The following is a 24,168-nucleotide window of genomic DNA, read 5'->3' as shown; positions in this document are numbered from 1 at the left end:
AATTCATGGCCAGATTATACGGATGGGGAGCATCCATTGTAATCATCGGTGCACTTTTTAAAATTCAACACTGGCCATTATCGGGATTCTTCCTGGTGCTCGGTCTCGGTACAGAAGCGGTGATCTTCTTCTTCTCCGCGTTTGAACCACCACATGAAGATGTAGATTGGTCCCTTGTTTACCCTGAACTCGCAGGAATGGATGATGATGCTCACGGTAAAAAGGAAAAGAAAAAGAAAACAGATCCGATTGCACAACAATTGGACAAGCTGATGTCGGATGCCAAAATTGGTCCGGAACTTATCGAAAGCCTCGGTACCGGTCTCCGTTCATTGAGCGAGAATACAGCCTCTATGGCTAACCTGAGCAGCGCATCTGTTGCAACGGACGATTACGTAAAAAATGTATCGAAAGCATCCCAGTCAGTTGATCAGCTGAATAATTCTTATACAAAAGCTGCCTCTGCTGTTGAAGCATTATCTTCTTCCACCGAAGAGGTGCGTGTATACAAAGACCAGGTCGTGAATGCAGGTAAAAACCTGGCGGCTTTGAATGCGGTGTATGAACTGCAATTGCAGGACAGCAATGAACACCTCAAACAAACCAGCCGTTTTTACGATGGTATCAACGAGCTTATGTCGAACCTCAATTCATCTCTTGATGATACGCGTAAGTATCGTGAAGAAGTTGCGACATTGGCCAAGAACCTTTCACAACTCAATACGGTCTATGGTAACATGTTGTCCGCTATGACCATTCGCTAAGCGAAATGGCGGAGATCAGCAATTAATCCAATACACTTAACCAGCAAAACACTAATCAACTATGGCAGGTGGAAAATTGACACCCAGGCAGAAGATGATCAACATGATGTATCTCGTGTTGACAGCCCTCCTGGCGTTGAATGTCACGAAGGAGGTAATTAACGCCTTCGTTACGATCAACGAGAGTGTCCAGTTATCAAAAGAGAATATCGACAAAAAGAATCAGAATACGTATGCTGCTTTCGCTCAGGCGATGTCAGTAGATGCCGCGAAATACAAAGACGTTAACGACAGAGCGAACAACGTTAAAAAAGGCGCGAATGACCTTGTAAAGAAAATTGATGATTTGAAAGAACTGCTCATTCGTGAAGCGGATCATCTTGACAAAGGAGAACCAACTCCGGCATTGCCAGAAATGGAAAGAAAAGACGATTACGATGTGCCTACACACGTGATGGTCGGTGATAACCAGGACGGCCAGGGCGCGAAGGCATCTGAGTTGAAAAAAGATCTTGAGTCATTCAAGAAAACGATTCTAGCAAACGTTCCAAAAGGAACAGAAGAGGAATTTAAAAAGCAATTGGATATCCTGTTAAATACATCGGACCCGAAAAAACCGGAAGACGGAAAAAGGACATGGGAAATGGCCAGCTTTTATCACAACCCGATTGTTGCAACCGTGGCCTTGTTAACCAAGATCCAGGCTGACGTGCGCAATGCCGAATCCCAAGTGATTGATGTATTGCTTTCTTCCGTTGATAAGAACGTCATTAAACTCAATAAACTGAATGCGAAAGTTATCGCAAACAGTACTGTTGTTACCATTGGTTCCGACTATCAGGCGGATGTATTTCTTGTCTGCTACTTCTTCTACCATGGCTCCTGAAGTATTCATCGGTGCTACTTATGATTCTGTTGCAAAACAAATGCGTGGTGGCAGCGATAAACCTCTTCCTGTTGAAGGTGGTTACGCGAAATACAACGATCGCCCGGGTTCAGAAGGGGAGAAAAAATGGGGCGGTGTTATCCGCGTGAAAAAACCGGATGGAAGCTATGAATACTATCCTTTCAGTCAGTCCTACGTTGCTCAAAAAACCAAACTCTGTAGTGTCTGCAGATAAAATGAACGTATTGTATATCGGTGTGGATAACCCGATGTCGATCTCCGTTCCTGGCGTTTCCAATGACAAGGTTAAAGTCAGCATCGAAGGTGGCGGCGGTACATTGAAACCAAACGCGACACTCGGTGGCGGTCACTATATGGCAAATGTTGCCACAGTAGGAAAAGCAACGATCAAAGTGTCCGCGGAGATTGGAGGAAAAGTAATGCCAATGGGAGCCTTCGAATATCGTGTGAAACGTGTTCCGGATCCTGTTGCAACTATTTCCAATAGCAAAGGTGGCCCGATCAACAAAAACTTGTTGATGGCTGGAACCCTGATCCCACAACTTGAAAACTTCGACTTCGAATTGTTCTTCAAGATTACCGGATTCAGAATGGCAATATCCGGAAAGGGTAAAGATCCTCAGGATTTTGAATCTACAGGAAACCAGCTGACCCAACAAATGCGTGATGCCCTGGCGAAATCAAGAGCCGGAGACAAAGTGTTCTTTGAATACATCAAAGCAAGAATGGCTACAGGTGCCGATCAATCGTCACGTAATTTGTCGCCAATGAGCTTTGTCATTCAATAAATTCAACCTAAAAGGTTCTACAATGAAAATCAGAATCCTCTTGACATTCTTCGCTGCCCTGCTTGCAGGAACAGCTATGTCTCAGAATGTACTTGACGGTGTTTATGTAAAGGAACATACGGTGACCCGTCAGGTGATTCCGTATCCCTACTTACGTGAGGCCGATGTGATGTGGTCCAAACGGATCTGGCGTGTGATCGATTTGAACGAGAAGATTAATCTTCCCCTCAAATACCCATTACACGATGCTACCAAGGATCGTAAAAATCTCATTGACGTTGTAATGGACGCCATTACTGAAGGTTCTCTGACCGCTTACGGTTATCAGGATGATCAGTTTACGCTTCCTATTACACTGAAAGAGATCGAATCACGCGGCGGTGCTCGTACTGATACCACCAAAATGCAGCGTCCAGATCCTCCATACGATGAATTCGATACTGTTATCGTTCGTGAATTTTCACGTGACAATGTGATCGGTTACCGTGTAAAGGAAGACTGGTTCTTCGACAAGCAACGTTCAGTGATGGATGTTCGCATTATCGGAATCGCTCCTCTGATTTACGACCGTGATGAGTTTGGTAACGTTCGTGAAGGAAATATCAAGAAGCCTTTGTTCTGGGTCTATTATCCTGAAGCACGTAAGCTCCTGGCCAATGCGGAGGTCTTTAACCGTCAGAACGATGCGGAACGCAGATCATTTGATGATATCTTCCAGAAGCGTTTATTCGGCTCTTATATCTACAAAGAGGCCAACGTATACGACCGCTTGATTTCCGACTACCGTCAGGGCCTCAGCGCTCTCCTGGAATCAGAAAGAATCAAAGATGATATCACGAATTTCGAACACGATATGTGGGAATTCTAAAAACCCATTCAACACTAAAAAGGCCCGGCTGATTTTTTCAGTCGGGCTTTTTTTTTGGTGGTTGGTGGTTGGTGCTTAGTGCTTAGTTGTTAGTTGTTAGTTGTTTAGTGTTAGAGGTTAGTGATGTTGAATCAGAACCTTGAACTAAACTCAATCTCAAGCTAACCTTGAACTAACCCGGAACCCGGAACTCAGAACCCGCTAACGATTTCCCGAACCTCCTCCATCAACCACATAGGAGTAGAAGTGGCGCCGCAAATGCCTACGGAGTTGTTGTTTTCAAACCATTCATTTTTAATTTCACCGACCGTACTGATAAAATGTGTGCGGGGATTAAAGGTTTTGCAGACATTGTACAAAACGTTTCCATTGGACGATTTAAGGCCTGAAACGAAAATGATGACATCATAGGCCAATGCAAATTCCCGGAGCTGTAAATCGCGGTTGGAGACCTGTCTGCAGGTAGTGTCATTCAACTCTACATCGATGCCTTTCTCGATGAACTGATCATAAATAGAGTAAAATTTTTCAGTGCTTTTTGTAGTCTGACTGTACAGTGAAATGCGTGAAGGGACTTTTTCCCAGTTCAATTCATTGATATCTGAAAATACAGTCACATCTTTTCCTACTTGTCCGATCAGCCCTTCTACTTCCGCATGTCCTCTTTTACCATAGATAAAAATATTTTTGTCTTCGTCCGCAGTTTGCTTTACACGGTTTTGAAGTTTGAGTACAACCGGACAGGAAGCGTCAATCAAAGTAAGGTTGTTCTCTAAAGCCAGTTGGTAGGTGGAAGGCGGTTCTCCATGCGCACGAATGAGTACCTGTACATCGCGGAGGTTTTTCAGCTCATCATGACTGATGATTTGTAAACCTTTTTTCTTCAGACGGTCTATCTCAGCGTCATTGTGAACGATATCACCAAGGCAAAATAACTGCCCGTGCTCATTCAGAATTTCCTCAGCTAATTTGATTGCATACACCACTCCAAAGCAAAAGCCTGAATTTGTATCAATGGTGACGCGGAGATTTTTCATTTTTGAAGTATTCAAACAAAACAATATTCATCAGGAGCAGCAACAGGCTGTACATCGTGTCTTCAATCGGAATGGTGAAGATCCGGATACCGAGATTTTCACTATCGTTGTAAATCACAACCGGCAGACTGGTCAGGATTCCATTCACGATGAAGAATGGAATGAGACTCACCAGGTATGCACGATAGAATTTCCCCATAAATGGAAAATTCCGGATGACTACAAACAGCAGCATCAGCGCGGTAAGAGATAATTTGATACCGGTGTAGCTTTTGTCTGTATTGCACAATGCTGTAACGGAAAGGATAACAATCAGAGTGATGGAAATGTTTTTTGAAAAGCGTTGAAATGGATCCTTTTTCAGAAGAATATTCAGGCTTTCATAGATAAAAACACAGGAATAGGGAATGGTGAAGAAAAACATCCACTCCTCAATCGGAAGTCCCCAGATATTGATGCCTGTGAGGTATTTGGGATTAAAACTCCAGACATTCCAAACTGTCAGGTAATGGTCCCAAATGACAAAAAACACGCCGGTGATCAGAATAGCCGGAAACAGGGCTTTCCATTTTTTGTAAAAGGCCAGTCTTTTTTCAAAAGAGAAAAGAAGGGGTACGCTGATTGAAAAAATGTTAATGAGGAGATAGGTGTACATTGATTTCAGTCCGGTAAATCTATAATGCGTGTCCTTCTGGCAACACGTCGGTTTAGTATTTTCGAAGAATACTTTTTTCTGCTTCTGAACAGGAAACTTTGTCAAGCAAAAGCGCCGCGATTTTTTTATTCAGTGAAATGTCTGACGATGTCTGTATATTTTTAATGATGACTTTTTTGTCTTCCTCAATATTTTCACTCATGTTGAGAAAGGAGGGAAGGTTTGCCTGAACGGCAATTCTGAGATAACGTATTTCGATATTCGAAGGATCTTTTGAAACTGCATCCTGAAAAGATTTCATGGCTTGTTTGCAATAGGAATACTTGGTCCAGGGAATCGAAGAGAACTTTCCCATGAGGGCTTCTGTTCCGGCACGGTAAGCAATGAGTAGAGGATCTGACAGGTTACCACTCAGGTCGCTGAGTAATTGCTCTGTTTTATCTTCGTCATTTGCTGACTGAACAAAGGCGGCTCTGACCGCATCCACCGAGAGATGAGCTCCTGAAACCTGAAATGAAATCAGGAAACCGCAGAGATATAGCAACAGATGTTTCAATCAGATCAGGTTGAGTTTGTATCGGAACCAGGTTTTCAACAACAAAAATAGTTTTTGTGAATCAGGAACTCGGATGCGTTGTTGTTGCACGGTGGCAGCTGAAGCCATTTTGATTTTACGGAAAAGAGCACGATAGTAGATATAGGCAATGGTCACTCCCAGTCGTGAACCTTGTGGCAAAGCACGGATCCCTTCGAGGCTGTCATCAAAATCTTTTTGTATGTCGGCTTCAATCAGCTTTTTACTCTCATTGTCGAATTTTTCAAAATCAATTCCGGGAAAATAAATACGCCCACGATCGCTGTAATCGCTTTTCATGTCTCTCAGAAAATTGACTTTCTGAAATGCCGCGCCTAGTTTTCGTGCGGGTCCGAGCAGGCGATCGTAAAGATCAGCATCATTCTCGCAAAACACTCTCAGGCACATCAGTCCAACGACTTCAGCGCTTCCGTATATATATTCCGAATACGAATTTTCTTCGTGTTTCTTTTCGGATAAATCCATTTCCATGCTGTGAAGAAAGGCATCGATCAACGGTCTTTCAATGGAGTAGCGGTGAACAACATCCTGGAAGGCATGCAGCACGGGATTTGTACTCAGTCTGCATTTCAAAGCGTCATCTGTAGCTTCAATGAATTTACGCAGTATTGCAGCCTGGTCGCACTGATAAAAGGAATCAACGATTTCATCAGCGACACGCACGAAAGCGTAGATGGCGTAAATAGGATCATGAAACTTTCTGTCCAGCATCCGAATGCCGAGAGAAAAGGACGTACTGTAATCCTTCGTGATCACCTTACCCGCTTTGTAGCTGATCTGATTATAGAGTTCCATATTCATGTTCGATGCGTTCAAGGACAAGTTTGGATCCGATGACAACCATAGGCAGACCTGTTCCGGGTGTTGTCGAAGCGCCAACGTAGAACAAGTTACTGAATTTTTCATCTTTATTGGAAGGTCTCCAGCCACCTACCTGGTTCAATCCATGCGCGAGTCCAAGCCCGCTGCCCTGGTAAAGATTAAACTGATTTTGCCAGTCTGTCGGAGTGAGAATCGTTTTAGTAAGTGTTGTCGCCTTCAGATCATAACCGATTCGCGACGACAAGTCCTCCAGAATTACATTGGCAAATTGATCAGCATCCTTCCATTCGGGTTTGTGACGCAGATCAGGTACGGGACAGAGAATGAAGAGGTTTTCACAACCTTCCGGAGCTGATTCCGGGTTGGATTTGCTGCTTACATTCACGTAGTAATATGGTTTTTCGGGTGTGACGGAAGTTTTGAAAATTGTATCCGCGTAATCCTTGAAATTACTTCCAAGAAAATAGTTGTGATGAATGAGGTTTGGAATTTTTCCTTTTATACCTAAGTATATTGTGAATGGTGCAAGCGTCCATTCCATCGCATCCAGTTTTTCGGTGGTGAATTTTTCACGTTTCAGAATTTTACCCCGGAAACTTGCCGCGTCACTGTTAGCGACATAAATATCAGCGTCCCATTCTTTTCCTTTTGCATCCACAAAACAACGGATCATTCCATTGCTTGTTTGAACAGATGTGATTTCAGTATTGTAATGAATGGTTACGCCACGTTCTTTAATCAGACGTAAAAGTTCTTCGACAATGCGGTACATTCCACCTTTTACATTCCAGTAGCCGTCGTGTTCGAGTTCTGTATAGCTGAGTAAACTATAAACTGCAGGAGTTTGAAAAGGTGTGGAGCCCAGAAAAAATGCAACCAGTGAAAAAATCACTCGTACTTCTTCTGATTGAAAAGTATTGCTGAGTTCCGTCCACATGGAACGGAACATCTTTGGACTGTGTTTTAGAGGAACCCGGGTGAGCTTCATCAGGTAATCCAGACGAGAATTGAAATTTTTCCGGATCACAATGTCTTCCGTATCGTGGAACATTCGTTTTGCTGCGTCGAGGTAAGCACGCATTTTGATTTCAAAATCTACTTCGAGATCTTTGAATTCATTGGCCAGTTTCGCGAGGTCTTTGTAAATGTAGAATGGATTCTCACGATTTGCGAACCTTACAGAGTATACCGGATCCAGTGCTTCCAGTTCAAGAGGATTGGGAACATTGCATGAACGGAACAGTTCGTCAAATTCATAACTCATGCTAAAAAAGGAAGGACCCATGTCGAATGTAAACCCATCCTTTTCAAGAAGGTTTAAACGTCCACCGGCGCGATGGTATTTTTCTACCATCTCAACTTTATATCCTTTGGAGGATAACCTGAGCGCGGTTGACAATGCTCCAAGTCCCGTTCCTATAATTAATACTTTCTTTGACATCTTAGCCTTTCAATTATTCAAATAAAATCTTTGAGGGGGATTTTTTTACGGAGAAAAAATCAGGAACGCCAGTGACGGCGTTTGAAAAGTAAAAGCCCGAATTCTTCCGCACCTTCTTTGCCCAAAGTTTTATGATGAACCTTGTGTGCCTTACGCATCGCCTGAAAATAACGTGAGTTGATTTTTTCCAGCCATTTTGCTCTTCGGTGGATGAACACATCGTGCAGGAGGAAATAAGTAAATCCATAGGCAGTTACACCTATACCCATCCAGAAACGATAGTCCAGATTTTCATATCCGAAATACATCAGTACCATCGCGATAGACGCATACATGAGGAAAAAGAAGTCATTTTTTTCAAAAATACCTTTATGCGGACGGTGATGAGATTCGTGTAGGGACCACAGAAAGCCGTGCATCACATACTTGTGTGTAGTCCAGGCAACACCTTCCATGAGAAGATAAGTGATGATAAATGCTAAAATATTGATAATCAGATTGGATTCCATTCCTGTAAAGATAGTTCTTAGAACCCTTTGTAAACAATCCAGTAAGTAGATTGTTTCAACTATGAAAATAATGCTGAGATATCACTGATTATTCATCTATTATCCCAAAAAAAATCGTTTTTTTAGCCCCCGTTAACAATAAATAAACATTAGTACAAGAACAATGACCATTTCGAGGCATATGCAGAAACAGGAGTATTTCGAGAAGCTGATAGAGCATCGGACGGATGCTTTTTTTGTGGTCGATGAACAGGGAATTGTCCTCTACGCGAGTGTAACTGTAGGCAAATTATTTGGATATGATCCCAGGGAACTGGTAGGTAAATCTGCTCTGGACTTTATTCATCCGGCGGATCACCATACTGCTAAATTACGTCAGTCCGTCTTGCTGGTTTATCCGGGCAATCGGGTCACAGCGGATTACAGGGTGTTAAATGCGCACAAGGAATACGTTTGGATGGAGTGCATTTTTAACAACATGATCAATATTCCGCAAGTTAACGGTATCATGGTTCAGCTCCGGGATATTTCAGAACGGAAATCTTTTGAGTTACAGTTGGAAGAAAGCGAGGAGCGTTTCCGGATATTCATGCATAATGCTCCCGGTGCAGCCTGGATTCGTGACGGACAAGGCAAATACGTATTTGTCAATTCCGGCTTCGAGACCATGAGTGGAAAATTGTCGTCTGAAGTCCTGGGCAAATCGTACAAAGAATTATTTCTCGCTGCAAAAGAAGAAATCAGTGATACCGATAAACTCGCTCTTGATTACGGTAAGACGGTTGAATATATTTATAACATGACCACTCCTGATGGTGTGCAGCGGGATTGGATCGTTCACAAATTTCCATTGCCACAATCCAACGGAAAGGTGTTTGTTGGGGCTTTTGCATTTGACTATACCAAATTGCTCAAGGCCGATGAAAGAATAAGGGAATCTGAATCCAGGTTCAGACAGATTTTTGATCTCAGTCCGGAAGCCATGTTTATCGAAGACGCGGATGGTGTGATTCTGGAAGCCAATATTCGAGCAGCTCAACTCCAGGGTTTAGATTTGCCGGAACTGGTTGGTAAGAATATGCTCGAACTTGTTCCTGAAAACAAAAGGGCGGAAATTATGGATGTCCACAGAAAATTCTATTCCGGAGAAATTGATAAATACAGTGCATTTATCTGGATGAAAGACGGCAAAGAAATTCCCGTTGACCTCCGGGCAAGCTTTATTCAACACAAAGGAAAAAAAGCTTTGTTGTTCAGTTTGCGGGAGAGAGAAACTCTGAACTGATATTTTTTTCAAATAAAAAAAGCGATGCAGAAAAAGTCTACATCGCTTTTTTATTGCGGTCTCACTAGGAATCGAACCTAGATCTCAGGCTTCGGAGGCCCACGTACTATCCGTTGTACTATGAGACCAGTTTTTTTGGCCGTGCAAAGGTAGTACTGCAGGCGAAATTACAAAGCAATTCGTTTAGGCAGAAACGGGGAAATAGTGGAAAATAGCTGCTTTTGGGAAATTGTATTGTGACTGCAAGATCCAATGGATTGACTACTTACAGGGTTCAATCAGTTTCGAAATGAAACTGGAAACAGCCGCTTTACAATACGAGATTATTTCACCGGCTCCATCATCAATGCATCTCCACCCTGTCGAATAATTTCATCGCGATTCATCAGCTCCGCACGAAACAGTCCGCGTACATACAATGCCGACTGATCATCGTAATGATCGCTCATGAAATTTCCACTTTGTCCTGTCGGGTTGATACTGATGCCATGTTCCGGATCCGAGAAGTCGAGAATTCTGCGAAGAGCAGGACCGAGATTTGTTTTGCAACGATAATCGGCGGTCATATTGAAGCTTTGGTTATTCACAGTTTCAATTCCACCCATTTCAGGGAAAGGACCGATATTAAAAAAACGGTCCAGCGGTTTTTGTTTTCCAAGAGGATGTTCAAATTCCAGTGTGTGCACACGTTTCCATGCCCACTTTTCCGGATCAGGACCAAGCTTGTCAACTAATACTCCAACAGCAGCGAGAAAAGCTTCGCCTACAATTTCTTTTTTACTTTCTTTTTTGTCGGTGGTTTTGACATTGTCCCACCACACTGATTCATTTAATTTCAGAAATGGAGCGACTGAACATTTTTCAACATGTGTTTTGAGAAAGGCTTCAAAATCTTTTTCACCCATTTCATCGGCGAAAGTTCTGTGAAGCACTTCGTATAACCAGCGGTAGTAGATTGTAGGAGCACAGTCTTCCAACTGATGTGAACCATTCCATTTTTCAAGAATAGCCGCAGCGGATGCAGCTGCTGTGGAGGAAGCGCGTATTTCATCCGGTAGAGAGATCAGCAGGTTTTTTCCGTTTTGTGCAGCAACAGGATTGATCACATCCGTATTCAGTTGCTGAAAGGCATGTACATCAAAAACACCTCTTGAATTGAGGAACTGCGTTACTCTCACAGCTCGGTCTTCCGGTAAATAATATCCGGGATACAAAACGTGGTTTACAGAATCCGGCTGGTTGTTTGTAGAATAAACATAGCCGTTTGGAGGATTTTCCGAGCGGGGATTTGCGGAGAATGGATAATAACCCAGCCAGTCATCATTGCCCGTAGAGCCATCCAAAAGTAAACTTGGGTTGACGTTTTTCGGGCGATTGACAATTTTCGCGGCGGTCCACCAGGCGATATTATTTTCTGTATCTCCATACAATACATTCAAACCGGGAGCAGCGATTTGTGACACAGCTGCACGGAAATTTTCCATGCTGGTCGCATGCGCTAGATCATATGTAGCTTCAAGCAGGTTGTTTTCTTCTTTTAAAAATGACCAGCAAGCTGCGACAGGAGCAGTTGTGATGTCTTTAAAATCGCTCATCACATCACTGCAGATTGGTCCGTGGTCCGAACTTCGGCAGAGGATACGGATGTCAGCACTGTCCTTTACGTGTATGATTTCTTCGCGCGAACTCAGCTCCTCCCAGCGATCTTTTCTCCAAATCCGATTGGGGTTGGTGGAGTCGGGTTTTTCTACAAAGAAATCCAAATCATCATTTTCAAAAATGGTTAGTCCCCAGGCGTGACGCAAACTGTGGCCGATCGGAGCGAATGGAAATCCGGCAAGAAAATTTCCGTAGAAACTGAATCCCGGACATTCAAGATGCGCTTCATACCACACAGCAGGTTGCTGATGACCAATGTGTGTATCATTCGCGAAAAGCACTTTTCCGGAAGATGATCGGTTGGCGGAAACGACCCAGGCATTGCTGCCCATCCAGATTTTAAAAGGAAGCAATTCTTCTACTTTGTCAATACTGCTGATCAGTGTGGAGTCTTTGATTTTTGACATCGAATCCTGAGGGAAATGTACAGGCTCGGTGAGCGTACCCGGAACATAACCAAGGGCAAGATCTTTCAGGTAATCTTCACCGAAGTTCTTTCGGATTCTGCTCATCAACGGATCTGTGCGGAATCCCATCTGAAAATTGAAAGACATGAAATCAACGATGAGATATAAATCTTTTACGGTGAATTTTTCTTTCGGAATTCCGAGTAACTGAAATTCAACAGGAGTCTTTCCATTTTCAAGATATTCATTCACGCCTTCGATGTAAGCAAGTGCGGCGCGATGACTTGAGCTGATGGTGTCTTTTGAAAAATGCTGAGCGGAAGCTTCGGCATGATGGGCGATTCCCAGCATCCTGAAAAAGCGGTCTACATCGAGCAGACTGCTTCCAAAAATTTCACACAAACGTCCAGCGCTTACGCGACGCAGCATTTCCATCTGGAACAAGCGGTCCTGTGCCTGGATATATCCCAGGGCACGAAACACATCTTCTTCGTTTTGTCCGTAGATGTGAGGAATTCCATACGAGTCAAAATAGGTTTCGACAGGTTGCGACATTCCCTTAACAGGAATGTTGCCGGAATAAACAGGCTTGGTTGTCCAAAGATAAATCCAGACAATTCCGGTCAGCAGCAATATGATCCCGAGAGAAAAAAAGAAAATCCGTTTGAATAACTTCACGCTGTTAATTTCCGTAATTAGAACAAAAGATCAAAGGGAATATCCAAAACGTCGCAATTTATTTTCACTTTTTCTCCAGTCTTTTTCGACTTTGACAAAAAGCTCCAGGAATACTTTCTTTCCAAGGAAGCGTTCAATATCTTTTCTGGCTTCTGTACCAATACGTTTGATGGATTCACCACCTTTGCCAATGAGAATTCCTTTTTGTGAATCTCTCTCTACAAAAATCACCGCGTTGATACGGATGATTTTGTTTTCTTCCTTAAATTCTTCAATGCCAACTTCAGCGGAATAAGGAATCTCCTGCTGGTAATGCATGAAGATTTTTTCACGGATGATTTCAGAAACAAAAAATCTTTCCGAAGCATCACTCAGGTTTTCTTTTGGAAAATAAGGAGGCGCTTCGGGCATCAATGCAAGCAATGCGTCACGAACCTGTTCCACATTAAAATCTTTCAAAGCGGAAATGGGAATGATAGCGTGTGGATTCAGTTTCTTTTTCCATCCATGTACCAGCTTGTTGATTTCATCAGGCGAACTCTGATCCATTTTATTGATGACAACAACAACTGGAACTTTAATCTGGAGCAATCTGCGCATCAGATCTTCATCACCATACGCTTCACTCAGATCAGAGATATACAATACAGCATCCGCGTCTTTAAGAGATTCAGTTACAAAATCCATCATTTTCTCCTGGAGCAGATAATGCGGTTCCAGGATTCCCGGAGTGTCAGAAAAAACAACCTGATAATTCTCGTCATTCAGAATTCCCTTGATCCGGTGACGGGTTGTTTGGGCTTTTGGCGTTACAATCGACAGACTTTGGCCTACAAGCCTGTTCATCAGGGTCGATTTTCCAACATTCGGTTTCCCGATAATACTAACAAAGCCAGCTTGATGACCCATATTTATTTTTAGAAAGATTAGTCAGGTAAAAGAACGAATTATATCTTTGCACACCAAAATTAAGGAAATTAAGTCAAACTAATTGTATTTCAATAAATTAGTTTAATAAGATATAGTGCGGGGTGGAGCAGTTGGTAGCTCGTTGGGCTCATAACCCAAAGGTCACAGGTTCGAGTCCTGTCCCCGCTACCTAAAAAAATAGCCGAAGAAATTCGGCTATTTTGATTTAATTTCGGTCTTATTCCGAATAGTTCATTTTTAATTTCAAATCACCCGTGTCTACCATTGTTGCCATTGTAGGTCGTCCGAATGTGGGTAAATCCACCCTCTTCAACCGTCTCACTGAATCGCGTAAAGCGATTGTCGATGAGCACAGCGGTGTGACGCGTGATCGTCATTACGGCCATGCCGAATGGAACGGCAAGAAATTTTCCGTCATCGATACCGGTGGATATGTGCGTGGTTCTGATGATATTTTTGAAGAAGAGATCCGTCGCCAGGTTGAAGTAGCCATCGAAGAAGCGGATTTGCTGCTCTTCGTTGTAGATGTTGAAATTGGTATCACCGATCTGGATGATGCCATGGCCGCTGTACTTCGGAAAACAAAAAAGAAAGTTTTTATCGTCGCCAATAAAGTTGACAATCCTCAACGGATTCCGGATGCCGCGGTGTTTTATAAAATGGGTCTCGGTGATCCTTATTGTGTTTCTTCCATCAGTGGCAGCGGAACAGGTGAACTGCTCGATGATCTGGTGAAAGAATTGCCGAAAGAATTTGTCGACGAAACAGAAGGACTTCCACGTTTCGCGATTGTTGGTCAGCCTAACGTCGGTAAATCTTCCCTCCTGAATATGCTCACCGGTGAAGAGCGAAGTATCGTTACTCCACTCGCCGGGACGACGCGTGATACGATTCACCAGCGTTATTCAAAATACGGCCATGATTTTCTCCTTGTAGATACCGCAGGTGTTCGCAGAAAAAATAAAGTAAAGGAAGATCTGGAATATTATTCCGTGCTTCGTTCCATCCGCGCGATTGAAGAAGCCGATGTGTGTTTGTTCATGCTTGACGCGCAGAGTGGTATCAACGCGCAGGATCTCGCGATTTTCAGTCTGATCGAAAGAAATAAAAAAGGTGTTCTCATCATTGTTAATAAATGGGACCTCATGGAAAAGGATCAGCATTCAGTGAAAAAATACACTGAGATGATTCAGTCCAAAATCGCACCTTTCACCGATGTGCCGATTGTGTTTACATCTGTACAGGACAAACAACGTATACACAAAGCCCTTGAAATGGCCGTACATGTGTATGAGAACCGGATCAAGAAAATCAAGACTTCTGAACTGAATGATTTCATCCTTCCGATCATGGAGAAAACACCTCCGCCAACGGTTAAAGGAAAATATGTTAAAGTAAAATACGTCACTCAACTTCCTACACATACACCGCAATTCGCGTTTTTCTGCAACCTTCCGCAGTATGTGAATGAACCTTACAAGCGTTTTCTCGAGAATAAACTCCGCGAACGCTTCGATTTTTCCGGTGTTCCGATCAATTTATTTTTCCGAAGCAAGAACAAGGAAGACTGATTGAATTGAAGATTGTTGATTGAGGATTTTTGATTGAGGATTTTTGATTGATGATTGCTGATTGAGGATTTTTGATTGATGATGCAGTTTTCAAGATGAGGCTTCAAGTGAAGCTAAATTCTATTATTTTTACGGAAAATTAATTGTATGCGGCTACTAACATTGCTTTTTATATTCATTGGTCTGAATTCTGCTTTGGCGCAATCCTCTTTTGTCCTCAACGGAAAAATTGCGGAGGCGAAGGAAAAATCTGTACAGGTGCAAATCAACCGATCGTATCTTTTATACAAACCGGAAATTACAACTGTTCCTCTTACGTCAGGTCAGTTTAGCTTCACACTTAATCTTGAAAGAAACAGGATGGTCGAACTGAATTACGGGACAATGAGGATGCCCGTATATGCTGAGCCGGGTAAAGAACTGAACATTGAATTTACGGATGCAATTCCGGTGCAAATGCAAATCAATGGAAGTGTGGCTGAAGAAAACGGAATGGTGCAGAAATTTTTCACGCTTTTTCAAGCTGATTTTAATGACAGTCTTATCCAGGTGCGTGCACTTTCTTCTACAATAGATGCTTTTGAAATGGAAGCCTTCAAACAAAGAAAGACGCAAAACGAGTTTCTTAAAAACGCACCTCAAAAAGATAAGTTGTCGCCTGATTTCATGCTCTTCCTCCAGGATCAGATAAATTACCATTACTGGCATCAGTTACTCGCGTATTCGATACTCAATGCAAATAAAGATCAAAAAATCCTGACCGTTTCTCCTTTGCCTGCAGTAATGCTGGAAGGGCTTGAGAAAGTTAATGTGAGTAATGAAAAAGCTTTGGTCAGTGATGCATACCGTGAGTTCCTGAAATATTACGTGACCTATTTTGCTTCCAAAGCAAATGGATTCAATAAATTCAAAGATCCTTCCACTTCCGCTGATCGTAAACAGGCGGTCGCGAAGGAGAAGTTGAATGGACAGGTATATGCATATTGGCTTGCACGATTTACTACGGATGAATGTGAGCGTATGTCTCCCTTTATCATGAAAAAAATGATGGCGGAGTTAAAAGAAAATGACGCGGCCAATATTTATACGCCTTCGGTTAAAGCGCATTGTGACGGACGAACAGGAACCTCACTTGCACAACAAGCCGAGCCGGTAAAGGAAACAAAGGAAAGTTCAAAAACATCTGATGATGGCCTCGATCTAACCGATGTCAATGGCAAATCCGTTAAGCTGAGTGATTTCAAAGGGAAAGTGGTTTATATCGATTTCTGGGCAAGCTGGTGCGGGCCGTGTCGCGGAATGATGCCGTTTTCAAAAAAACTGCATGAACAACTCACCGACAAAGAAAAAAAGCAAATTATTTTTCTATACATCTCCATTGACGCGAACAAAGACGGATGGCTCAAAGGAATTAAGGATATGGATATTCAGGGTGTCAACGTTCTTTCTCCTGGGAATTGGAGTTCAAAAGCATGCAGTTATTTCCAGATCAATAGTATTCCTCGTTACATGATTATGAATAAGAAAGGGGACATCGTTAATTTCAATGCTCCACGTCCTGTAGAGCCAACATTGATAGAAGAGCTGCGGAGATATGCAGCCGAGTAATGAATAGTAAATGGTATGAAAAATTTTGAATTCAAAAGGCAAAATTCAAAAGGCAAAAAATAATTCATCGCCCAACATAAGACCAATTTGTATTAGTGTCCATTCCCAACCACTAAGCACCAACCACTAAGCACCAACCACTAAGCACTAAGCACTAACCACTAACCACTAGAAACCAACAACAAATGTTAGACAATCTCCTACAACTAATCAAAGAAAACGCCGGTGAAGCGATCATCAATAATCCGGCTATTCCAAATGAGAAAAACGATGCCGCGATCTCTGTTGCCGGTGAAGGAATTATGGATCAACTGAAAGGGATGATGAGTGGCGGCGGTGCGCAAAACCTTATGGAAATATTTCAAAACGGGAACGCTGGTTCACATCCGGCAGTTGGTCAAATCGGAAACAATGTCGCGCAATCTTTGATGAATAAATTCGGCATCGACGCGGGACAGGCGAGTGGTATTGTTCAGTCGCTGATCCCCACTGTGATGAACAAGCTGGTACACAAAACAAATGACCCCAACGACAGCTCATTTGATTTGCAGGGAATCATGAGCTCATTGGGTGGAGGCGGAGGAATTATGGACAATCTGAAAAAAATGTTTTAATCATTGTTCGCTTTCCTTGGAGTTTTTATTGAATAAAGGATAAACTCCCTTGAATTTTCAAAATCCTTCCGGTTTCTCCGGAGGGATTTTTTTTTGAATTTAACCAGAAAGTATTGGTCAGCTAAGGGTTCTTGTGTATTTTGTCATCTGAAAATTTACTTTATGGCTACTGAAAAAGTTAAACACCCTGCCGGTTTACGTTTTTTATTTTTTACAGAGATGTGGGAGCGTTTCGGGTATTATCTCATGCTCGGAATTCTGTTCCTTTACATGACAGATACTGCAAAAGGCGGACTTGGCTTTGAACGAAAAGAAGCGTCGGATGTTTTTGGAACTTTTATCGCGCTAGTGTTTCTGACTCCTTTTATCGGAGGTTTGCTTGCCGACAGAGTTCTCGGGTATCGTACATCTATTACCATAGGAGGGATCCTGATGGGAATCGGATACATGTCGCTCGCTATTCCGGGAGTTACCATGTTTTACGTTTCTCTTCTGTTGATTATTGTAGGCAATGGTTTTTTCAAACCGAATATTTCTACACTCCTTGGGAATCTTTACAATGAACCAAAGTATAAGCAGAAGAAGGATGCCGGTTACAATATTTTCTACATGGGAATAAATATCGGAGCATTCATCTGTAATTTTTTTGCCGCCTACCTGAGAAACACATTTGGTTGGGGTCATGCATTCATGGCTGCGGGAATCGGGATGTTGCTTGGTGTCGCCATCTTCTGGATTGGAAATAAACATTATAAACACGCGGATGTATTGAAGCCTGCTAATCCTGAGGATATGGGTTTGGGAAAAGTCTTTGGCGTGGTTTTGTTACCGGCCTTCATCGCCGGTTACCTGGGATGGATCATTCCCGGAAATATTTTCGGCTCCGATTCGACTGACGCGTTCATTTTTGGCGCGCTGCCGGTGGCGATTTTCTATGTCACCTTACTTTCACGTCTCAATGCGGAAGATCGCAGGCCGGTATCCGCATTGCTGGCCATCTTTGGTGTTGTCATTGTGTTCTGGGCCATCTTCAAGCAAAACGGTACTGCTCTTACAACCTGGGCTGAGAGTTATACTGACAGAGAATTACCTGCTGTTATTGTACCTGCTGCAAAAACCATTGGGGTGGTGCAGGAATTAAAATTTGAAGAAGATACCTTTCCGAAAGTAGATGTACAGTTTCGAACTCAGAAAGATCCTCAGGGTAATATTATCAAAGAAGTAAGTGTTCCTCATTATTTTATGAATTTGTCAAAAGACAAATGGCCTGAACCCGGAGGAACTTTGCATCTTGTCTCCACGGAATTGTTCCAGTCAGTGAATCCGTTTTTTGTTGTTGTTCTCACACCCCTTGTCGTTGGTTTCTTCGCGTTTATGCGACGGCGAAACAGAGAACCATCAACACCGGCCAAAATATTCTGGGGCTTGCTCATTACAGCTCTCTCAACCCTCGTGATGGTAAGCGCTGTACTTGTTAGTCAGAACGGTTTGGAAAAGAGTTCTGCCATGTGGCTGGTCGGAGTTTATGCCGTGATCACTGTCGGTGAGTTGTGTTTAAGTCCAATGGGATTGTCGCTGGTTTCTAAACTCAGTCCGCCCCGTTTAACTTCACTGATGATGGGTGGATGGTTTCTGAGTACATCAATCGGGAATAAAATGTCAGGTGTGCTGGCTGCTTTGTGGGATGGCTATGAACACAAAGAGAATTTTTTCTGGGTGAACTTTTTTGTTGCCTTACTTGCTGCCGTTTCAATCCTCTTTATGTTGAAATGGCTAAGAAAAATTGTAGAAGAACACACCGCTTAAAAGTGTAGCCACTGCATCAGCAATGTAAGCAGGAGGATGCCGGAAAGATTCAACAGCAATCCGGTTTTCATCATACTCTTCACAGGAATATATCCTGTTCCGTACACGATGGTATTCGCCGCGGTAGCAACAGGAAGCATGTAGCCAAATGAAGCCGCGAGTGTTGCCGGAACCATGAGCTGCAAAGGATCAGCACCCATTGTCGATGACAGAGGCAGCAGGATTGGAAGCATCAGCTGTATACTTGCGACATTGGATGCGAACTCACTCAATACCGTGACGAGTGTGGCGACACCCAGAACAATCATCCAGGTTGGAAAATCTTTGAGAAGGATCAGTTTTCCTGCAAATAAATTTCCAAGTCCGCTTTGTTCAAAGCCTTCCGCAAGCGCGAAACCGCTTCCGAATAATAACAGAATGCGTAAAGGCAATTTGGTCACATCCTTCCATTCCAGTAATGCTTCGTTTTTTGTTTGAGAAGAAGGAATGATAAACAATGCTAAAGCTGCTGCCATGGCGACAGTACTGTCTTTGATCCATTTTCCAAATGAAAGATAACCGGCCCATCCTCTCAGTTCATGATCACCGATGCGAATGTCCGCGCGTGTGAACCATAGTACAACGGTCACGAGAAATACCATCAGCACCCGTTTTTCTTCCTTACTCATTTTGCCGGATTTCTCCTGTTCTTTGCGGATGAATTCCATGTCGAAAGGTAGATCCGCAGCTTTTGGAATAAATATTTTGCGAATGATGAAATAAGCGATCACAGCGAGTATAGAAGAAAAGGGAAATGCGAAAAGAAACCATCTTGAAAAGCTTACAGGATCAGCGTTCGGAAAAGTTTTGTCATAAAATCCCGCGAAAATCATATTGGTTGGAGTACCTACGAGTGTTGCCATTCCGCCAATGGAAGCAGTGTAACCAAGTCCGAGTAGTAATGCACATGCAATTTGTGTGTGGTATTTTCTGTCAAACAAATGTTCGTGTCTTACAATAGATAAAACTGCCGCAAGCAACATCATGACTGTTGCAGTATTCGAAATCCACATGGATACAAGAAAAGTAGTAAGCATCACTCCAAGTAAAACTTTCGAAGGACGTTGTCCGGTGTGGCGAAGTACTTTGTATGCCAGCCGGTGGTGCAGATTCCATTTTTCCATTGCATAAGCCATGAAAAATCCTCCCATGAAAAGAAAAATGGTTTGTTCCATGTATTGCATCGCGACCGTCGCGGTGTCCATGACGCCAAGGATCGGAAAGAGGATGAAAGGAATAAATGAAGTAACTCCGAGATCTACAGGTTCCATGATCCACCACAGAGCCATCCAGACCAGAACACAAGCAGTACCCGCAATTGGTTGTGACAATCCCTGATAGAAGAGTAATAGGTAAGTCACTATTGCTGCCGCCGGGCCAATCAAAATCTTGAGCATCCTGGAATTCATGGTGTGAATATAAACGGCTTTTCAGTCGTTTCACAATTTACCATCATTTGATATCTGCTTTTTTGTAATAATAGTTTCAACACAAATTTTTTCTTAAAAAAATTGTCATAAAAAAGGCTTCCCTTTCGGAAAGCCTTTTCAGATTCACTGAATTCAGTAATTATACCATTTCAAGCTGCGCTTGTTTCGCGTTGGTTTTCTTGGCGCTCTTTTTTTCTGTAACGAAAAGATCTTTCAAACGAGTTACGTAGTTAAGTTCTTCCCAAGGGAATAATTTAACCTTGATACGTTTCTCATTCTTCTTCCCTTTGTTGAAGATTTTTTCCACCACCTTGGTTTCGCGGCCCATGTGACCATATGCTGCAGTCTCAAGATAAATTGGGGTACGAAGATTAAAACGCTGTTCAATCGCGTAAGGGCGCATGTCAAAAATCTTGCGAATCTTTTGAGCAATTTCTCCGTCGTTCATTTGAACTTTAGCAGTACCATAAGTATTTACATACAATCCAACAGGCTCAGCGACACCGATAGCATAAGCAACCTGTACAAGTACTTCGTCGCACAAACCTGCTGCAACCATGTTTTTGGCAATGTGACGTGTGGCATATGCCGCGGAACGGTCCACTTTTGACGGATCTTTGCCGGAGAATGCACCACCACCGTGAGCACCTTTTCCACCGTATGTATCCACGATAATTTTACGTCCTGTAAGTCCTGTATCACCGTGTGGTCCACCGATCACAAATTTACCGGTCGGATTCACATGGTATTTGATTTTATCATTGAACAATGCCTGCACACGTTTTGGTAATTTTTTCATCACACGTGGCACGAGGATATTGATAACATCTTCTTTAATTTTCTTCAACATAGCGGCATCCTTTTCGAAATCGTCATGTTGTGTGGAAATCACAATCGTGTCAATACGGATAGGTTGATTGTCGTCGCCGTATTCGATCGTCACCTGTGACTTAGCATCCGGACGGAGGTAAGTCATTGTCTTGCCTTCTTTGCGGATAGCAGCAAGTTCACGCAACAAAAGGTGTGCGAGTTCCAGTGGCAAAGGCATGTAGGTATCCGTTTCTTTGCTGGCATAACCGAACATCATACCCTGATCACCGGCACCTTGTTTCCATGGATCCTTTTTATCTACACCCTGGTTGATATCCGGTGATTGTTCGTGAATCGCGCTGAAAATTCCGCAGGAGTTGGCCTCGAACATATATTCGCTTTTGGTGTAACCGATTTTACGGATTACATCACGTGCGATATCCTGAACATCGAGGTAAGCCTCCGATTTTACTTCCCCTGCAAGGACAACCTGTCCGGTAGTAACAAGTGTTTCACAAGCCACTTTTGACTTGGGATCATAGGCCAGGAAATAATCAATCAATGCATCTGAAATCTGGTCCGCTACTTTGTCGGGATGCCCTTCGGAAACGGATTCTGAGGTGAACAAATAAGACATGGTTCTCTGTAGGTTTTTTAAAGACTATTTTTGTAAAACAAGGAATCGGGAGGGTTTGATCGCGGGTGCAAAAGCTTTAGTCCAGCTTTAGCATTTTTTACCGTGGTTGCAATATTGCTACTGATACAGGCAGCTAATCAAATCTTTCCACTCGGCTGCAAAAGTAAGAAATTACTTTGATTCAGGAGTCGCAGGAGACTCTAAAATACATTGAATTCAAGAGGAAAAAATACCCAAAAGCAGGGGAATCAGTAGTTTTTACCATCAAAAAACACAGTGACCGTATTTGTTCCGGTTTCGTATTTGAGCACATTTCCGGTCAGGTTGTATTTATTGATCAGTTCATAGGAAGCCGTATAGGTCTTGCCTTTGTCGAATATTTTCAGCCTGCCACTGTCGTTGATCCAGGCAACAGCATCTGTACCCACCTGGAAGTCGTTTGGGGCGAAATTCTCAATAGTAGTGACTTGTCCGTTGTAAAACACATTGAACATCCGGTTATAAGAATATACCACCATATTTCCTTTGACAACAAAGAAATCCGGTCGGTCCGACAGGAGCCTCTTTGTAGCTCCATTGTAAAACACCCTGAAATTGCCAAGATTGTCGACATAAGCCATAATACCATAACCAACTTTGAAGGAATCGGGAGCATATTCTTCCACCACCGCGGAATCACCTTTGTAAAAAAGATGAAAATGTTTGTCGTAATCATCCACATAAGCAACCAGATCTCTTCCGGCCTGATATTCGATTGGAGGAATGTTGCTTATCGTGTGTACCTGTCCCCGGTAAAAAATGCTGAAAAAATTACTCTGGTTGACCCATGCGATTGTATTGGCTCCTGTTTTTATGCTCTTTGGTTTATCGAGTAAAGAGGATTCAAGCACCGCTGTTTTGCCCCGGTAATAAACGCTCAGATTGTAATTCGAATCATCAAAATACGCCATGACGCTGTCATTCACGGCGACAATTGAATTGTAATAACTCAGTGTTTTACGATTGCCGTCATCAAAAATATACAAGACAGAACCAACTTTAAAGGCAACAAGATAGTCGGTCATGAAATATGAAAAATCAGCCGCGTTAATCTGTGGGTAAGTCTGCCCCTTGTAATAAATTTTAAAATCACTCCTATTGTCGATGTAGGCAATAGAACTCGCACCGAACTTATAGGATTTTGGCGGCAGGTATTCGAGTTGCTTGAACATCCCGTTGTCAAAGGCCTGCAAATACCCTCTGTAATCCGTGTAAGCGGAAATGTTTTGTGCACGCAAAGACAATGAGTAATAAAAACTGATGATGAAAATCAAAATCAGTTTTTGAATCAACAAAGACTTTGTGGTTTGTCTTGACGCTGCCATTCTTTCGGATCAGGAATTTTTTTTCTGCGTCAGCTGATGGAAAATATCTTCGAGTTTCTGCTCCTGCTTTTGCATTGACAATACTGTGAGATTATTCTGAACAGCAAATTGAAAAACATGACTGCGGATATCTGTTTTGCCATCGGAAACAAGTTTCCAGTTGTTTCCATTCAATGCTTCTGCTCTGACAACACCTTCAATCTGTAAAAGTTGTTTGGAAGAACAGGGATTATCAAACTCTACCATGATAATATCATCACCGGTAGAGGACTTTCGCAATAACTCGGTATTTTCATCTGCAACTATTTTTCCTTTGTTGATGATGATGACTCTGTCGCAAATCGCCTCAACTTCCTGCATGATATGCGTCGAAAGAATCACGGTTTTTTCTTTTCCGATGGATTTTATCAATGCACGGATTTCAGACAATTGGTTTGGATCCAGACCGGAGGTTGGTTCATCGAGAATAAGCACTTTCGGATCGTGAATCATGGCCTGAGCCAGGCCAACGCGCTGCCGGTAGCCTTTTGACAAGGCTCCGATTTTTTTATTCTGTTCTATTTGCAATCCGGTGATTTCAATCATTTCAGAGATCCTCGCTTTCTTGGTTCCGGCGAGGTGATGCAATCCTGCGATGAACTCGAGGTATTCCTTGACGTACATTTCAAGGTAAAGCGGGTTGTGCTCAGGCAAATATCCTACCAGTTTTCTCACTTCCAGGCTTTGTTCCGTCACATCATATCCGCAAACATCCACTTTGCCGGAAGTCTGAGGAATGAAGCAGGTGATAATCTTCATCATCGTTGATTTCCCCGCCCCATTTGGACCAAGAAACCCCACAACCTGACCGCCATCAACGCTAAATGTCACTTCATCCAGCGCCTTCTGACTTCCATACATTTTAGTGATCGAACTGACTTTTACACTCATTTTTTTTGGTGCTT

General features: G+C 42.8%; 22 protein-coding genes and 2 tRNA genes. 11 read left to right on the top strand and 13 right to left on the bottom strand.

Annotated elements, in window-relative coordinates; all coding sequences use genetic code 11:
- The first annotated feature begins 5 nt into the window (after positions 1–5).
- The 5 genes from gldL to gldN all read left to right on the top strand — a co-directional run bounded on the left by gldL (position 6) and on the right by gldN (position 3,327).
- Positions 6–764 (top strand): gliding motility protein GldL, encoded by a 759-nt coding sequence (gene gldL / locus IPP86_05310; protein ID MBL0137931.1) that lies wholly within the window; start codon positions 6–8, stop codon positions 762–764.
- 61 nt (positions 765–825) lie between these two features.
- Positions 826–1,650: a hypothetical protein gene (locus tag IPP86_05305; protein MBL0137930.1), complete on the top strand. Its 825-nt coding sequence runs from the start codon at positions 826–828 to the stop codon at positions 1,648–1,650.
- A complete protein-coding gene (locus IPP86_05300; protein MBL0137929.1) occupies positions 1,640–1,885 on the top strand; it encodes a hypothetical protein in 246 nt (81 codons plus the stop codon). Before IPP86_05305 ends, IPP86_05300 begins: the two co-directional genes overlap by 11 nt.
- On the top strand, positions 1,818–2,459 hold the full coding sequence (locus IPP86_05295) for a hypothetical protein (protein MBL0137928.1): 642 nt from the start codon (positions 1,818–1,820) through the stop codon (positions 2,457–2,459). Before IPP86_05300 ends, IPP86_05295 begins: the two co-directional genes overlap by 68 nt.
- 22 nt (positions 2,460–2,481) lie before the next feature.
- Positions 2,482–3,327, top strand: coding sequence for a gliding motility protein GldN (gldN, locus tag IPP86_05290; protein ID MBL0137927.1), 846 nt, complete (start codon positions 2,482–2,484; stop codon positions 3,325–3,327).
- A gap of 191 nt (positions 3,328–3,518) precedes the next feature.
- Here gldN and IPP86_05285 read toward each other — a convergent pair whose 3' ends face one another.
- The 6 genes from IPP86_05285 to IPP86_05260 are packed head-to-tail and all read right to left on the bottom strand — an operon-like array spanning position 3,519 to position 8,386.
- On the bottom strand, positions 3,519–4,364 hold the full coding sequence (locus IPP86_05285) for a 4-hydroxy-3-methylbut-2-enyl diphosphate reductase (GenBank protein ID MBL0137926.1): 846 nt from the start codon (positions 4,362–4,364) through the stop codon (positions 3,519–3,521).
- Positions 4,339–5,019, bottom strand: coding sequence for a lycopene cyclase domain-containing protein (locus tag IPP86_05280; GenBank protein MBL0137925.1), 681 nt, complete (start codon positions 5,017–5,019; stop codon positions 4,339–4,341). Before IPP86_05280 ends, IPP86_05285 begins: the two co-directional genes overlap by 26 nt.
- A 52-nt stretch (positions 5,020–5,071) precedes the next feature.
- Positions 5,072–5,575 (bottom strand): hypothetical protein, encoded by a 504-nt coding sequence (locus tag IPP86_05275; protein MBL0137924.1) that lies wholly within the window; start codon positions 5,573–5,575, stop codon positions 5,072–5,074.
- Complete coding sequence (locus IPP86_05270; GenBank protein ID MBL0137923.1) at positions 5,576–6,415, bottom strand: phytoene/squalene synthase family protein; 840 nt, start codon at positions 6,413–6,415, stop codon at positions 5,576–5,578. It lies immediately after the preceding gene.
- Entirely contained in the window at positions 6,396–7,877 is a 1,482-nt protein-coding gene (crtI, locus tag IPP86_05265; protein MBL0137922.1) for a phytoene desaturase, read from the bottom strand. Before crtI ends, IPP86_05270 begins: the two co-directional genes overlap by 20 nt.
- A gap of 59 nt (positions 7,878–7,936) precedes the next feature.
- Complete coding sequence (locus IPP86_05260) at positions 7,937–8,386, bottom strand: sterol desaturase family protein (protein ID MBL0137921.1); 450 nt, start codon at positions 8,384–8,386, stop codon at positions 7,937–7,939.
- A gap of 163 nt (positions 8,387–8,549) precedes the next feature.
- On the opposite strand from IPP86_05260, the gene IPP86_05255 reads away from it, so the two are divergent.
- Positions 8,550–9,671, top strand: a complete 1,122-nt coding sequence (locus IPP86_05255) for a PAS domain-containing protein (protein ID MBL0137920.1) — start codon at positions 8,550–8,552, stop codon at positions 9,669–9,671.
- Positions 9,672–9,727: 56 nt separating this feature from the next.
- Here IPP86_05255 and IPP86_05250 read toward each other — a convergent pair.
- The 3 genes from IPP86_05250 to era all read right to left on the bottom strand — a co-directional run bounded on the left by IPP86_05250 (position 9,728) and on the right by era (position 13,324).
- Positions 9,728–9,799, bottom strand: a tRNA-Arg gene (locus IPP86_05250).
- A gap of 195 nt (positions 9,800–9,994) precedes the next feature.
- Positions 9,995–12,415 (bottom strand): penicillin acylase family protein, encoded by a 2,421-nt coding sequence (locus IPP86_05245; protein ID MBL0137919.1) that lies wholly within the window; start codon positions 12,413–12,415, stop codon positions 9,995–9,997.
- 30 nt (positions 12,416–12,445) lie between these two features.
- Positions 12,446–13,324: a GTPase Era gene (gene era / locus IPP86_05240; protein MBL0137918.1), complete on the bottom strand. Its 879-nt coding sequence runs from the start codon at positions 13,322–13,324 to the stop codon at positions 12,446–12,448.
- A 116-nt stretch (positions 13,325–13,440) separates the two neighbouring features.
- Between era and IPP86_05235 the strand changes: the two genes are divergently transcribed.
- The 5 genes from IPP86_05235 (at position 13,441) to IPP86_05215 (ending at position 18,944) form a co-directional block, all read left to right on the top strand.
- Positions 13,441–13,513, top strand: a tRNA-Met gene (locus IPP86_05235).
- 86 nt (positions 13,514–13,599) lie between these two features.
- Positions 13,600–14,916, top strand: coding sequence for a ribosome biogenesis GTPase Der (gene der / locus IPP86_05230; GenBank protein ID MBL0137917.1), 1,317 nt, complete (start codon positions 13,600–13,602; stop codon positions 14,914–14,916).
- Positions 14,917–15,063: 147 nt separating this feature from the next.
- Entirely contained in the window at positions 15,064–16,524 is a 1,461-nt protein-coding gene (locus IPP86_05225; GenBank protein MBL0137916.1) for an AhpC/TSA family protein, read from the top strand.
- A 185-nt stretch (positions 16,525–16,709) separates the two neighbouring features.
- Positions 16,710–17,138: a DUF937 domain-containing protein gene (locus IPP86_05220; GenBank protein MBL0137915.1), complete on the top strand. Its 429-nt coding sequence runs from the start codon at positions 16,710–16,712 to the stop codon at positions 17,136–17,138.
- A 162-nt stretch (positions 17,139–17,300) separates the two neighbouring features.
- The gene (locus tag IPP86_05215; GenBank protein MBL0137914.1) at positions 17,301–18,944 is read left to right on the top strand and encodes a peptide MFS transporter; all 1,644 of its coding nucleotides are present in this window, start codon (positions 17,301–17,303) and stop codon (positions 18,942–18,944) included.
- Here IPP86_05215 and IPP86_05210 read toward each other — a convergent pair.
- The 4 genes from IPP86_05210 to gldA all read right to left on the bottom strand — a co-directional run bounded on the left by IPP86_05210 (position 18,941) and on the right by gldA (position 24,154).
- Positions 18,941–20,380, bottom strand: a complete 1,440-nt coding sequence (locus IPP86_05210) for a DASS family sodium-coupled anion symporter (GenBank protein MBL0137913.1) — start codon at positions 20,378–20,380, stop codon at positions 18,941–18,943. The two genes, IPP86_05215 and IPP86_05210, sit on opposite strands and share 4 nt — an antisense overlap.
- Before the next feature lie 172 nt (positions 20,381–20,552).
- Entirely contained in the window at positions 20,553–21,860 is a 1,308-nt protein-coding gene (locus tag IPP86_05205) for a methionine adenosyltransferase (protein MBL0137912.1), read from the bottom strand.
- A gap of 248 nt (positions 21,861–22,108) precedes the next feature.
- Positions 22,109–23,224 carry a hypothetical protein gene (locus IPP86_05200; GenBank protein MBL0137911.1) on the bottom strand — a complete coding sequence of 372 codons (1,116 nt, stop codon included), beginning with the start codon at positions 23,222–23,224 and terminating at the stop codon, positions 22,109–22,111.
- Between the two features lie 9 nt (positions 23,225–23,233).
- A complete protein-coding gene (gene gldA, locus IPP86_05195; GenBank protein MBL0137910.1) occupies positions 23,234–24,154 on the bottom strand; it encodes a gliding motility-associated ABC transporter ATP-binding subunit GldA in 921 nt (306 codons plus the stop codon).
- Between the last annotated feature and the right edge of the window lie 14 nt (positions 24,155–24,168).

The sequence above is a fragment of the Bacteroidota bacterium genome (assembly GCA_016720935.1).
Classification (GTDB): Bacteria; Bacteroidota; Bacteroidia; order AKYH767-A; family 2013-40CM-41-45; genus JADKJP01.
Note: the sequence above shows the minus strand (reverse complement) of the source record. Positions and strands in the feature narration are given on the sequence as shown.